Annotated in this window: 10 protein-coding genes; 5 read left to right on the top strand and 5 right to left on the bottom strand. The window is 34.5% G+C overall.

Annotation, left to right across the window (positions count from 1 at the left end; translation table 11 throughout):
• Positions 1-240: 240 nt before the first annotated feature.
• Positions 241-1,563 (bottom strand): MucBP domain-containing protein, encoded by a 1,323-nt coding sequence (locus MHI00_RS02865; RefSeq protein ID WP_341110933.1) that lies wholly within the window; start codon positions 1,561-1,563, stop codon positions 241-243.
• A 443-nt stretch (positions 1,564-2,006) separates the two neighbouring features.
• On the opposite strand from MHI00_RS02865, the gene MHI00_RS02860 reads away from it, so the two are divergent.
• Both MHI00_RS02860 and MHI00_RS02855 read left to right on the top strand, forming a co-directional pair.
• On the top strand, positions 2,007-3,518 hold the full coding sequence (locus tag MHI00_RS02860; protein ID WP_015077414.1) for a helix-turn-helix domain-containing protein: 1,512 nt from the start codon (positions 2,007-2,009) through the stop codon (positions 3,516-3,518).
• 318 nt (positions 3,519-3,836) lie between these two features.
• Positions 3,837-5,441 (top strand): IS1634 family transposase, encoded by a 1,605-nt coding sequence (locus tag MHI00_RS02855; protein WP_034558278.1) that lies wholly within the window; start codon positions 3,837-3,839, stop codon positions 5,439-5,441.
• A gap of 185 nt (positions 5,442-5,626) precedes the next feature.
• Here MHI00_RS02855 and MHI00_RS02850 read toward each other — a convergent pair whose 3' ends face one another.
• Positions 5,627-6,577, bottom strand: coding sequence for an EndoS/ChiA family endoglycosidase (locus MHI00_RS02850; protein ID WP_015077415.1), 951 nt, complete (start codon positions 6,575-6,577; stop codon positions 5,627-5,629).
• A gap of 343 nt (positions 6,578-6,920) precedes the next feature.
• On the opposite strand from MHI00_RS02850, the gene MHI00_RS02845 reads away from it, so the two are divergent.
• From MHI00_RS02845 to MHI00_RS02835, 3 genes are read left to right on the top strand one after another with little or no spacing between them, the layout of a single operon-like run.
• Positions 6,921-8,141 carry a GNAT family N-acetyltransferase gene (locus tag MHI00_RS02845; protein WP_010054560.1) on the top strand — a complete coding sequence of 407 codons (1,221 nt, stop codon included), beginning with the start codon at positions 6,921-6,923 and terminating at the stop codon, positions 8,139-8,141.
• A gap of 26 nt (positions 8,142-8,167) precedes the next feature.
• A complete protein-coding gene (gene proB, locus MHI00_RS02840) occupies positions 8,168-8,986 on the top strand; it encodes a glutamate 5-kinase (protein WP_010054559.1) in 819 nt (272 codons plus the stop codon).
• A 47-nt stretch (positions 8,987-9,033) separates the two neighbouring features.
• Complete coding sequence (locus MHI00_RS02835; protein WP_341110922.1) at positions 9,034-10,278, top strand: glutamate-5-semialdehyde dehydrogenase; 1,245 nt, start codon at positions 9,034-9,036, stop codon at positions 10,276-10,278.
• A gap of 41 nt (positions 10,279-10,319) precedes the next feature.
• On the opposite strand, the gene MHI00_RS02830 is transcribed toward MHI00_RS02835, so the two are convergent.
• From MHI00_RS02830 to MHI00_RS02820, 3 genes are all read right to left on the bottom strand, one after another.
• On the bottom strand, positions 10,320-11,939 hold the full coding sequence (locus tag MHI00_RS02830; protein ID WP_341110920.1) for a hypothetical protein: 1,620 nt from the start codon (positions 11,937-11,939) through the stop codon (positions 10,320-10,322).
• Positions 11,940-12,113: 174 nt separating this feature from the next.
• Positions 12,114-12,395, bottom strand: coding sequence for a hypothetical protein (locus MHI00_RS02825; protein WP_010054555.1), 282 nt, complete (start codon positions 12,393-12,395; stop codon positions 12,114-12,116).
• 21 nt (positions 12,396-12,416) lie between these two features.
• The gene (locus MHI00_RS02820) at positions 12,417-13,358 is read right to left on the bottom strand and encodes an MBL fold metallo-hydrolase (protein ID WP_016356613.1); all 942 of its coding nucleotides are present in this window, start codon (positions 13,356-13,358) and stop codon (positions 12,417-12,419) included.
• Between the last annotated feature and the right edge of the window lie 63 nt (positions 13,359-13,421).

The raw sequence follows: 13,421 nt of genomic DNA, 5'->3' as shown, positions 1-13,421 counted from the left end.
TACCGACTTCTATTCTAGCAAATTATAAAAACTTTCAGTTTGAGCGTATTCTTAAAATAAATAATTTAACGTTTTTACGATAGAAGTTGTCGCAACTCAATATGGTCTAGTAGTTGGAATCAAATAAACAAACTTTCAACTTCATTATCCTAGGTCGGAACTTTGGTTAAACTGAAAATATAACCCTTAAAAAATTGAAAATTTATATTTTAAAGCAATTCATGTAGGCAATATATCCTTTTAATTAGATACATTTTTATTTTTTGAAATACCAATCATCAAACCAAATAAGCTTAAAATAATGAGACCAAATATAGCATAAGATGAATTTTTTCTTTCCCCTGTTTTAGGCAGCAAATCCCGGCTGCTTATTAATGTTATTTTTTTATTATCCTGGTCATCAAATGATTTTTCCATTGGTTGATCGACTACTCCACTTGTAATTTCTATTTCTTTATACACATAGGTTATAGTTTGACCCGTTTCACCCAAAGTACCAAAGGCGTTTTTTGGCAATTGTGACTCGTCTAAGGTATACCCTTCGATTTTTATCTTGTATTCTTCTGTACTGACATTATAAGCATCCCCTATATTTCCACTAATAAATTGAGGAGCATGAATTTCTAATCCCTCACTATTCAAATAAATCACTCTAATATCCTGTGCTTTGACAGGTATTTCATGGTATATATACCTTACAGTTTGAGGATTTTCGCTCAATATCCCTGTAGAGTTATTGGGTAATTGAGATTGATCTAATTCGTATCCCTCAATCAGTAATTTATAATCATCTGTTCGGCTGTCATAAGCATCCCCTATATTTCCACTAATAAGTTTTGGAGTATGAATCTCCAATCCATCAGGATCCAAATACACAATCTTAACATCCTCAGCTTTGGTTGGTATTTTGTCATACACATACGTCACAGTCTGCGCATCTTCACTTAGTACACCTAAAGCATTTGATGGTAATTGTGACTCATTCAGTACATACCCTTCAATTCTTAACTTATACTCATCCGTACTACTATCATAATTATCACCTACATTTCCGCTAATAAGTTTTGGAGAATTTATTTCTAATCCTCCTGCATCTATATAACGTATTGTTACTGGTGAGGCTGGCAAAAAATTGGCTTGTAGTGGTAAAACATAGCTTGCCTGATTACCTGCCCCATCCTCGTAGGTTAAGTAAACATTAACTTCTCCTTCAACAGTTGGCATTCCTTCAATATCAACATAGCCATATCTAGAATGATCTCCTACTTTTTCTTCGCTGTATCTAACATTAGTGAAAAACATTGTTGCAAGAGAGCCCTCCAAAGATACTTTAACGTTATTTTTTATACCCGATCCACCATTAGGATTATCTTGAAGAGTGAGTGTTTTTTTATATAATTTATTAACAGTAAGCTTTTGAATTGGTAACAATTCTGGTTCTTGATACATATCTTCCATTACATAACCCTTGCTTTCTGATGCTGATATACTTGAAACTGAACAAAAAAATAGCGAACTAATTATTATAACCTCTGCCGTACTTTTCCAAAATTTAATTTTCATAACTAATCTCCTAACACATATAGTTTCACCTTTTGTATCTTTGTTTAAAACAGAATATTATTTGCTCCTTTAATTTTATTTATTACAAAAAGAATAACAAAAAAAGAGTATTAAAAATGCTCAATTTATGCACTTAAAATTAACACTACTTGACAGTTTTTCAAATAGATTAACTACTAATATAAAGATTAAACTAAAAGATAGTCTCTTTTAGTTCAACCTTTTTACCAATCTTTAATCGAAGAATATTATGATAATTTCTATATCTTTTATATTTACTCCCATACTCTTGATTAACACTAAAATTCACTATACGCCTCCAACGTAATCGCAACTCCGCAACTAACGGTGTTTAAATAAAAAGTTATAAAGGATAACAAAATAAGAGACATATCTCTATTGCTAAGCTATAATGATAGAAAAAAAGACTCAAGGAGATAGACATGGAACTTACAAAAGAAGCACGTCGAATTTTAGAGCAAGAAACACTTATTCTCTTAACACTGCTTTTATTGATTAATAAACAAAGAGATTGGATTAGTATCGACGATCTTGCAAAAAAGACTTCTTACGAGCGTCGAACTATCATGAAATACTTATTAAAACTCAAGGAACAAGCTGAAATATTTGATAGTAGTCAAGAATTAATCCAAGTAATCAAAAATAACAAAGTTTACTGCTCATTTAAAGATGAAATTCAGTTAGTTATGTTTATCACGTTTATTGTTGAGCAAAGTATTTCTGTGCAATTATTAAAAAGTATATTTTTTGATGAAGAATTAAATCGTATCAAGTTTTCAACTGAGCATTACATTAGTGAATCTACATTTAGAAGAACCATTCATTTATTTAGGGAACAAATTATTCCATTTAATATACAATTAAAAAGCAAAAAGCGTTACTACTATTTAATTGGTGATGAGTTACAAATTCGTTTTTATGCTTATCTTGCTTTTTGGGCAACTTATCAAGGAGTTTCTTGGCCTTTTCCAATTTCTGAGCAAAAAGTACGAACCACTCTTACGCAATTACTTGGCGATAGCTTTCTTTCCTTGGATCATCCTTATCAAAAAAAATTAAGCTATTTATTCGCTGTTAACTATCATCGATGGAAACTAGGTCACAATCCGGTAATAGAAAATGAGACTCAGAGTGTCTGTAATACTATTTCAAAAAAATACCTTGAAACTATAGATAACACATCTTTTTTGCGCCCTATAAATTGGACTGAAAATGAGGCTATTTTCTTTTTAAGCCAACTTCAGGCTGAGGCATTTATTTATACAACTACTTTAGGCGATTTTTTTATTAAAAACCACCAGTCAATAGCTTCTAATCCTTATTACTCATTAGTCATTCACAAAGAAGAACTATTAAATTATTACTCACTTCGCCTACTTAAAGAAAATGTCAGATTATTTGATACTTATTCTTTAGCTAGTCATATTCATGCTAGCTTTTACAATGGTTTTGTTGGTACTTTGGGAGGCTATGATTCGGATATTATTAGTGCCAATGATTACCCTTGCTTATACCATGAGATGACTAGTTTTATCAGACACCTACAAACCAAGTATCCTGAACAAAATTTTGAGAACGGAAAATATCTTCTTTATCGATATACCTTATTATTTAGTATAGTGGAAAAACAAGTTTTTTTTGAACCACCAATTTACCTAAAGTTCATTACAGATCAATCCATGGTTGTCCAAAATTTAGTATGTTCGAAAATAAATTCAATCTTTTCTCATGAATTTAATCTTATTTTTTTATCCTCTTCAGACACTACTCAGGCAGATATCAGTATTTCAACCTCCGTTATTCCTGACCTATTTAACTATTTGGATCGTTTTGAAGCTACTTACATTAGTAATGAGCTATCTTCTAGTGATATTCAAATTCTTCGTACAAAGTTCAACGGGATAGTCTCATCAAAAATGAGTCCGAATAACTAATTTACGTATTAAAACTTATTATATTAGAACACTCTAACCAACTTCGATATTATTCTTTTGGAGACAAAATCAATATAACCACTTATTTAAAAATTAATACTTATTCGATCAAAAAATGAGTTGATTAAACTGCTCTTTTTGACTCACTATGGTTTACTAAGTATGACTTTTTGGGAATTTTACTGTGATATCAAACCTGCATTCCCGAATTGTGTAACGATAATCACTCGAAAAACCGCTATAACGATTGATATATAGCGGTTTTTTTGTAGACTTATAACTCGTTATATAATATAATGTATAACGAGGAGTGTTGATATGGCAGTTATTTTTCAGACAAACAAGAAAACGGGCATTACTTATGCCTATCAGAATGAACCCTACTGGGATAAGGAAAAGCAACAATCACGCGCTAAGAGGACACTGATTGGAAAAGTCGATCCGGTTACAGGTGAAATCGTCCCAACACGTTCGTACAAAAAGAAACCGGCCCCGACTTCATCGGAAGTTAAGCCAGGGCCGATTCCAATGACACAAGTCCGAAGAATCTTCTATGGGGCAGGTTATCTGCTCGATCAAATTGGCAAGCAGACAGGCGTATACGCGGACCTTAAGGCCATCTTCCCGGAGCATTATAAGCAAATTCTGTCGATCGCCTATTACTTGATTCTCGAAGAGAATAACGCCTTGAGTCGTTTTTCCCATTGGCAAAAACTGCATCATCACCCGTATTGCCAGGATATTCCTTCACAACGAAGCAGCGACCTATTCCAAGCAATCGATGAGGAAGGCCGGATGGCCTTCTTTCAGAAACAAGGCAACCGCCGGATGGAAAAGGAGTATTGGGCATTTGACACTACGTCGATATCGAGTTACTCAGAGGTCTTATCGCAAGTGAAGAAGGGACGAAACAAGGAACACGACCGCTTGCCACAAATCAACTTGGCACTCTTGTTTGGGGCGCAATCCGGACTGCCCTTTTATTACCGCAAGCTCTCCGGAAATATCACCGATGTTAAAACGGTTCGGCAACTCATGAAGGAATTTGATGTAATGGGCTACAAAAAGGTCAACGTGATATTTGATCGAGGTTTTTACAGCAAGGATAATATCAACGCCTTGTATAAACACCACCAGAAATTCGTGATAGGAGTGCAACTCAAACTCAAATATGTCAAGGGTGTGTTGGAAGCGGAACGTGAGAACTTGAAACTTTGGTCAAACTTCGAAACACAGTTCACCACCTACGGTGTATGTCGCACAATAAACTGGGAATACGAACAGGAACGTCCGTATAAAGGTGATGTGATAAAATTGGAAAAGCGCGCGTATCTGCATCTGTTCTACAATCCTGAAAAAGCGATTAAAGATCAGGTAGACATGAACGACTATCTGACAGCCCTTCACCAAGATCTGAAGGAAAATACACTAAAAGATTATCGTATGAAAGATTATGATAAGTACTTCGAAGTTACTGAGACACCTAAACGAGGGAAGAAAATCACGCCTAAAGAAGAGGCGATGCGCAATGCGGTTAGAAATTATGGTTACTTCGCCTTGCTTTCTAATGAGGTCAATGATCCGTTTGAAGCGTTGTCTCTTTATCGCAGCAAGGATGTTGTTGAAAAAGCCTTCGGCAATTTAAAAGAGCGCCTCAACTTCAGAAGAATGCAAGTTTCATCCGAATTGTCCCTGAATGGGAAGCTTTTTGTGGAATTCATCGCCTTAATCTACTTATCCTACGTGAAAAAGAAGATGCAGGATGCCGAGCTATTTAACCAATGGACCCTTCAAGGTGTACTGGACGAACTGGACATGATTGAATTATTTGAGGCCCCCGGGCACGGTCGCGTGTTGGGAGAGGTTACGACGAAGCAGAAGGAATTATACGAGGCGTTAGGCGTTGCCCTTCCCTCGTTATAAATTCCGGGAATTCAGGATCAAATGGACAAGGAGATCAAACCTATGGGTATTTTCTTTTTTATGAATTATAAAAGCCTACCATAATGTTTTATGGTAGGCTTTTCTCTATATCTGGAGTCAATAGTTCTTAATAATAGATTGTGCAAAAATAAAATCCTTATCACAATTTAAATTGATTTTCATTGTTATTCTTTCATTGTATCCGTCAAACGTTTCGTCCAACTAAAATCGGTCTTCGTGATTGTATCGTCACCAAATTTCTTACCATCTCGATCAATAGCATAAACAAACATGCCACCTTTTGGTCCCTCTTTTGGATTCCATTTTGCATAAGAATAGGCTCTGCTTGTTTCGTAAGGTTCGATTGTATCATCCCAACGATTCTTATCTTGCTCTTCTGGGAATGAAACTCCTGGTAAAAATTGTTGCGGGCTAATTGTATTTTTATAGGTATCCCAGGTTTTATCTAATAAACTAGGATTTCTGCCATAAGCTTGTAAGAATAGATAATCAGTGTATTGGGCAACTTTTTTATATAAGGAATGGTTGTCTTTATTTGTATCGTAAATCAATAATTTTCCTGTGCCAGAGGTTGGTCCTAATTTCTTGCCTAGCGCTTTAAAGACGCCAGCAGCCATTTCTTCTTGGCTACTCGTTAAAGTCGATTCCATATCAACATCAAGTCCATCTAAATTCCAAGGTGTTAAATTAGTGGCAATCAATTCATCTGCATAACGATCATATTCAGCTTCCGTTGGCTTGGCTCCCACATGTGGGACTTTCAACAGTTCGCTAATATCAATGGTTCGCACGACTTGCGTTCCTCTTTGATGCAATGTTGGCACATAGGTGTCTCTTAGTGTGTTCCAAAATTTCATTTGATCCGTACCTGGTTTTACATAATGAAAGACTGAGACAATATCAAGATTTTCTGGAATATCTGTCATTGCCGTAACATTTGCATCTGGGAGATTAGAATTGGCATCATGTGGCATTGTTACATCGCGCCACGTCCGATAATAGGCCATCATAATTGGTTCTTGTTGGTTGCTTTCGGCTTTTGCACCAATAGGAAAAATAAGACAACTGAATAAAAGTAGACTTGCTAATAATAAAACGTTTGCTTTTTTCGTCATATAAAAGCTCCTTTTTAATTATATTTGTTCGTCTTACAGTTAAAGATAACGCTTTCTAAAAACTCACCACGTTTCACCTTATATAGAACCACCTCCGACTATTTGCCTATGTCTTACTTCAATTTCATTTAAACAAAATTAACTTTAAATGTAAAGGAATATCACAAGAAATCTAATTGTTTTATAATTTTTATTTTTAAAAATGTAAAGAACAAACTTGATTGTGAATCTAGCGTAAAGGATAGTTTTTTCGGATAGAAACTGCTAAAATAGGTATAATAAACTTAGGTATGAAAAAACTGGGAAACTTCCAGGTTTTAACTAAAAAGAGCGAGGGATTTTTATGTCATTAGAGGACCAGACAAAACAATTTAAAATGAAGTCAGTCGATATGCAGCATTTAGAACAATTTAATGAACTTTTGCGTTACGTATTTCAAGTGACGAACCAAGATTTACAGGAAGTTGGCTATGAAGATGATGATTTAGTCAAAGCTAAACGACCCGTATTAAGAAAAGCCGATGTCATTGGCTGGTTTGATGATGAAAAATTAATTTCACAACTAGCTATTTATCCTTGCGAAGTAAATATTCGTGGAAAAATTTTTAAAATGGGCGGACTTACTGGTGTGGGAACATATCCTGAATATGCCAATTTGGGTTTAATGCATCATTTAATGAAAGAAAGTTTAGAAATGATGCGCAAAAATGGACAATGGATTTCTTATCTATTCCCCTACTCTATCCCTTATTATCGTCGTAAGGGTTGGGAAATCATTTCAGATAAAATGACCTTTACTTTTAAAGATACGCAACTTCCCAAAACGGTTCCTGTCACAGGTTATGTTGAGAGACTGGAATTAGATCATCCAGATGTGATTGCGGTTTATGATGCTTTCGCGCGTATTACTCATGGTGCTCTTATTCGTGATGAGTTGGCATGGGAAGAATATTGGCGTTGGGAGAATGAAGGCGAACGAATTGCTGCTGTTTACTATGATGAAAACGACGAGCCAACAGGTTGCCTTTTTTACTGGATTGCAGAAGATGTCTTCCATATGAAAGAAATGTTTTATATTAATCAAGAAGCGCGTAAAGGTCTTTGGAATTTTATCACGGCTCACTTTTCGATGATTGATAAAATTGAAGGACATCTGTACAAGAATGAACCGATTGCTTTTATTTTAGAAGATAGTGAGATTGTAGAGACGATCCAACCTAATTTTATGGCACGAATTGTGGATGTCGCTGAATTTATTAAAGAGTATCCATTTGAAATGGTTTATGTTCCTGATTTTCATTTTGTAGTCGAAGATCCGATGCTCGAATGGAATCAAGGAGTATTTGGGCTTTCCTTTAATGAAGAAGGTTCCTTAACCTTAACAAGTGAGCCAATTGGCAGTCCGGTTAAACTTGATATTCAAACTTTAACGACAATGTTAATGGGTTATCGTCGTCCTTCTTATTTAGCTCGTTTGGAGCGAATAGATACAGATAGCCGCACGTTACGAAGTTTGGAGCAAGTGATTCCACAAGGCGAGCCTTATTTTTCAGATTATTTCTGATCATCAATTACTGGAGGAAACAAATCATGGTTGAACTGAGCCGAGCTCATTTAAATACACTAAAAAGAATTGTGATTAAGGTTGGAACCAGTACGTTAATGTACCCGACTGGCGCGATTAATTTACAACGCATTGAAAAATTAGCTTTTGTTTTAACTGATTTAAAAAATCAAGGAAAAGAAGTTATTTTAGTTTCTTCTGGAGCAATTGGAGTTGGTTGCCACCGTTTAAAATTAACGGAGCGACCAACTACTATTCCCCAACAACAAGCTGTTGCTGCCGTTGGACAAAGTGAATTAATGAGTCTCTATAGTAACTTTTTTAATAATTACAGCCAAGTTGTCGGGCAAGTATTGCTGACGCGAGATGTCATTGAATTTCCAGAAAGTCGTACCAATGTTACCAATACCTTTAATCAATTACTAGCAATGGATATTATTCCGATTGTTAATGAGAATGATACGGTTGCAGTAGATGAGTTAGAGCATCAAACAAAATTTGGTGACAATGATAGCCTTTCAGCATTAGTAACCGAGTTAACACAAGCTGATTTATTGATTATGTTATCCGATATAGATGGTTTTTACGATAAGAACCCGACTGTCCATCAAGATGCCTGCTTGTTTTCTGAGATTAACGAAATCACAGCTGACTTGCTGTCACTTGCTGGTGGAAACGGATCAAAATTCGGAACAGGCGGAATGATTACAAAATTAAATGCTGCAGAACACGTCTTAAACCAAGATAGCCAAATGATTTTAGCAAACGGTGCTGAACCGACTATTATTTTTGAGATTATGCATGGTGAAAACATTGGAACACATTTTTTGAAAAAGAAAAGCTAAGAAATCCTGATTAACTTTGAATGAAAAATAGGAAAAGGAGTGATTGAATGGACACATTAATTCAGCTTGGAGAGCAAGCTAAAAAAGCTTCTCGTTATCAAGCACAAGCCAGTACACAAGAAAAAAATGCAGCTTTAAGAACAATGAGCGCAGCTTTACTGGCGCATAGCGCTGAAATTATTGCAGCAAACCATTTGGATATCGAACAAGCTCAGGCAAACGGGATTCCTGAACCGATGATTGATCGTCTCCTTTTAACTAAAGAACGCATTCAAGACATGGCAAAAGGTATTTTAGAAATTGCTGAATTACCTGATCCAATCGGTGAAGTCAATGGCATGTGGAAAAATGAAGCTGGTTTAATGATTGGCCAACAAAGAGTGCCTTTAGGAGTGATTGGGATTATTTATGAATCTCGTCCTAATGTGACAACGGATGCTGGTGCACTTTGCTTTAAATCTGGCAATGCTGTTATTTTGCGAGGTGGTAAAGAAGCGATTCACTCCAACCAAATCTTAGTAACAATCTTGCAAAATGCTTTAGCAACTACTGCTTTCCCACCAGAAGCAATTCAATTAGTGACAGATACCTCTAGGGAAACTGCTCGTGAATTGATGCGCCTAAATCGATATCTAGATGTCTTAATTCCACGCGGCGGAGCTCGTCTAATTCAAACGGTTTTAGAAACAGCAACCGTTCCTGTGATTGAAACAGGAACCGGAAACTGCCATGTATATGTAGATTCTGCTGCTCAGTTAAAAATGGCAACGGATATTATTGTGAATGGAAAATGCACTCGCCCTTCTGTTTGTAACGCTTTGGAAACTTTGGTGATTCATGAATCTGTAGCGGCTGAATTTTTACCAGTGATTGAAAAAGCTTTAGTCGAATATAATGTCGAATTACGAGCCGATGAACGAGCATTAGCTCTTTTAGAAACAGCCATTCCTGCTACTGAAAGTGATTGGGAAACTGAATTTTCTGATTTTATTTTAGCTGTTAAGGTAGTTGATTCTCTTGATGAAGCGATTCAACATATTAATCATTATAGTACGGGTCATTCAGAAGCGATTGTCACAGATAACTATTTCCATGGTCAACAATTTCATCGTGAAATTGATTCGGCTGCTGTTTATATCAATGCTTCGACACGCTTTACAGACGGTTTTGAGTTTGGTTTTGGTGCGGAAATTGGCATCAGTACACAAAAACTTCATGCCAGAGGACCAATGGGACTAACAGAACTTACTTCAACAAAATATATTATTTTTGGTGAAGGTCAAATTAGATAATGAAAAACGACTTGACTAAAAATAGCCAAGTCGTTTTTTAGTTATGATTGATTTTTATAAAAATCGGGTGCATTTTGTTTATAGTACTCATGCATTCTTCTAACATAACGATTGCGGATAGGGTATGAGAACATACTTATACCTAGTAAACAGAGAATACAATACAGAAAGAAGCTAGCTAATGTTCCTGTTAAAACGACTGCTCCAATCAGATAGAAATATAATAACACGCACACTAATTTTACTAATGGCTTTCTTTTTAAATAAAGAGGCAGAAAAGAAATGAGCGAGTAAAAACGTAATTCTTGTTTATATCTATTCTTTTTTGTTTTGCTCTGTTCTTGTTTTTTCAATTTTCTAATCGCTTTTGTTATTCTTTTTCGACTATATGCTTCTCGGTAATCATCCAGCTTTAGCAACCAATTATATGCTTCTTGATAAGAATGTCTTTCAACTGCTAACCAACCTAAAATATAATTTTTTTCAAAAAAATCACATTCTTCTGCTGCGTTTAGATAAGTAAGATCTTCTTTATTCACGGTAAATTTAAGAGAAGTTTTGAAATAAGCACGATAAATTCGGGCTACTGGATTCGTTGGATCTAGTTTAATAATTTTATTTAAAATTAAAATAGTTGGTAAATAAGCCATAAATTTTATTAACCATACATATCCATTTTTACTATCTTTAATCTGAAAATAAGTTTTCATTAAAAGAAGTTCAGTATCAGAATCAAAGTAACGTTGTGCTTCTGAAATCTTTCTCTCTCCTAAAACAAATTGCCCCTTTTCTATATAGAAATAAGCAACTAATCTTGCTTCTAGAAACTTTTGTCGAACTTTTTCTTCTAAATCAACAAGAAGGTCAAATGAAAAGTTCGGTAATTTTTTTATTTGCTCTATTCTATCAGTTATTTCCCCATGACTGTAACTTTTCATGGAAATACTTGTATATTCTTCTAAGTAAAAAGTCTTCCATAAAAAACTAACAACGGGTTGAGGTAAATAATAATAGTTCGTTAGTAAAAAATCAGTAAAAAATGCTTGTTGCTCTTCATAGTCTTTAGTCAATCGAATAATTTTATTTTCAAAAAGTTTTTCCCAGTTTTCTAGTTTAATACGACGTTTAAAATCACCATATAATTTATTAACCTCATAGTAGACTAATTCTAGTTGCACTTCATCCACTACTTCTTCTGATTGAAAAATTAGCTTCTCCAATTGCTTTGAAAGAAGAATTTCTTTTTGATCCCCACTCATAAATAGCCATTTAGTTAAGCCTTTCATCAATATGAATTCACTTAATTGAGTAACTAAATTATTTTTGATTACGTTATTTTGACTAGAATTTAAATTAAAATCAAACCAATAAGCTTTTTTACTATCAATCCACTCAGATAATTCTTTTTGGTTTTCAGCTGATAATTTATATTCCATACTATCAGCATCATTATTGTATAAAGCTTCTTTTTTTATATAGTTAGTGTTCTCTTCTTTTTGATTTTTTGTCCAATTAATCGCTCGATCAAATGCTTCTTTTAGTTCTTGAAAGCTAGCAACATCTTCTTCTCTATTCATTTTTTTCAACTTTTTTGCATATGCTTTTTTTATTGCTTTTTTGTCATTTGTTTGTTCAATTTCTAATATTTCCCAGCTAGTCATTTAAACATATACCTTTCTTGAAACTAGTTTGTCTGAATTTTAACTAAATTGATTTTTGATGTATTTCTTATCTTTATTATTACAAGAACTCAATTTAAATACAAGAGATATTTAAAAGTATAAACATTGAGCCTTGATTAAAGAAATAAAAAAGGTTAAGAACAAGAAATGTCCTTAACCTCTAGCATCTGCTTTTTCTAAATGTATCTCTTCTAACCATTGATTTAATCTTTTTTTGGAAAATATTTTTTCTGTTAAGGCAAAGAACGTTCCTTGAATACCGTGTTCCGTTCCATCTTTTAAAAAGCTAGCTTTTTCTGTTATCAAATGACTATAGGCAGCTACCAATGTTACTTCTCGTGTGTTTGAATCCATTCCCCAATTGACAAAAATCACCATTTCCGGCCAATTTTTGGTTTTCTCTATTAAATAATTTAGAGCTTCACTTCCATCCATTATAACACCAACTTTCTTTTATTAATCTACTTTTCGCCACCATTTATTCGTGACATTTTCTGCATGAATTTTATATTGTTGTCCAATCATTGGTGTATCCATTTGAATACCCTGTTTAACTGCTTCTTGGCTTGCTTTTTCAACGGGTTCTTGCCAAGGATGGAAAGATAGTGCAAAACCTGCCCAGTGAATTGGTATAAATTTCTTAGCTTGGCTATCGATTACTGCTGAAACTGTTTCATCAGGAAACATATGGGACTCTTTCCATTTTGGATTATATTGACCGCACTCCATTAAAGCTAAATCAAAAGGTCCATACTGGTTCCCGATTTCCTTAAAATGGTCTGCATAAGAACTATCTCCAGAAAGAAATAAGCTGGTTTTTGGACTTTTCAAAACCCAAGAGTTAGCTTGGCTTTTATTTTGATCAAATAAGCCGCGACCTGTAGAATGTTGCGTTGGAGTTGCTGTAATGGTTAATTCATCAAGTAAAACGTCTTGATTCCAAGAAATCTCTTTGACTCTTTTAGGAGCTATTCCCCAACGAACTAGGGTATTTTTCATTCCTACAGGGACTAAAAATAATTCAACTTTATTTTTTATTTTTAAAATACTCGATTTGTCTAAATGATCATAATGATTGTGAGTGAATAAAACCAAATCAATCCATTCAAATTCTGCTAAATCTAATGGTCGCTGTCCCTCAAAACGTGGGTAAGCAATAGGTAATGGAGAGGCATGTTTGCCTAACATAGGATCTAACAAAATGACTTTTTGATTTAAAATAAGGAGCGCTGCCGAGTGCCCTAACCAAAAAACTTGGTCTGTTGCTAAATCCAGTTTTTTTACATCAATTGTTTCAGCTGGAAGTGGGTTTCTAGGCTTTAATTTATTTTCTCCTTTGATTTTCTTTTTGAGTATATAGATTCCTGTATCAACTAACGATATTTTTTCTTGACTCAAAATGGTTCATCCCTTTCATTAAACTACTACCATTATACTCCTTTATTATAGTCCAAGCATAAG

Origin of the sequence: Carnobacterium sp. FSL E2-0243 (assembly GCF_038003605.1) — a bacterium.
In the GTDB taxonomy this organism is placed as follows: domain Bacteria; phylum Bacillota; class Bacilli; order Lactobacillales; family Carnobacteriaceae; genus Carnobacterium; species Carnobacterium maltaromaticum.
This window is presented reverse-complemented; position numbering and strand designations above follow the sequence as displayed.

Coding starts and splice junctions, on each gene's coding strand:
- MHI00_RS02830 (WP_341110920.1), bottom strand. CDS start 11,939: ATGACTAGCTGGGAAATATTAGAAATTGAACAAACAAATGACAAAAAA.
- proB (WP_010054559.1), top strand. CDS start 8,168: ATGGTTGAACTGAGCCGAGCTCATTTAAATACACTAAAAAGAATTGTG.
- MHI00_RS02825 (WP_010054555.1), bottom strand. CDS start 12,395: ATGGATGGAAGTGAAGCTCTAAATTATTTAATAGAGAAAACCAAAAAT.
- MHI00_RS02860 (WP_015077414.1), top strand. CDS start 2,007: ATGGAACTTACAAAAGAAGCACGTCGAATTTTAGAGCAAGAAACACTT.
- MHI00_RS02865 (WP_341110933.1), bottom strand. CDS start 1,563: ATGAAAATTAAATTTTGGAAAAGTACGGCAGAGGTTATAATAATTAGT.
- MHI00_RS02855 (WP_034558278.1), top strand. CDS start 3,837: ATGGCAGTTATTTTTCAGACAAACAAGAAAACGGGCATTACTTATGCC.
- MHI00_RS02850 (WP_015077415.1), bottom strand. CDS start 6,577: ATGACGAAAAAAGCAAACGTTTTATTATTAGCAAGTCTACTTTTATTC.
- MHI00_RS02845 (WP_010054560.1), top strand. CDS start 6,921: ATGTCATTAGAGGACCAGACAAAACAATTTAAAATGAAGTCAGTCGAT.
- MHI00_RS02835 (WP_341110922.1), top strand. CDS start 9,034: ATGGACACATTAATTCAGCTTGGAGAGCAAGCTAAAAAAGCTTCTCGT.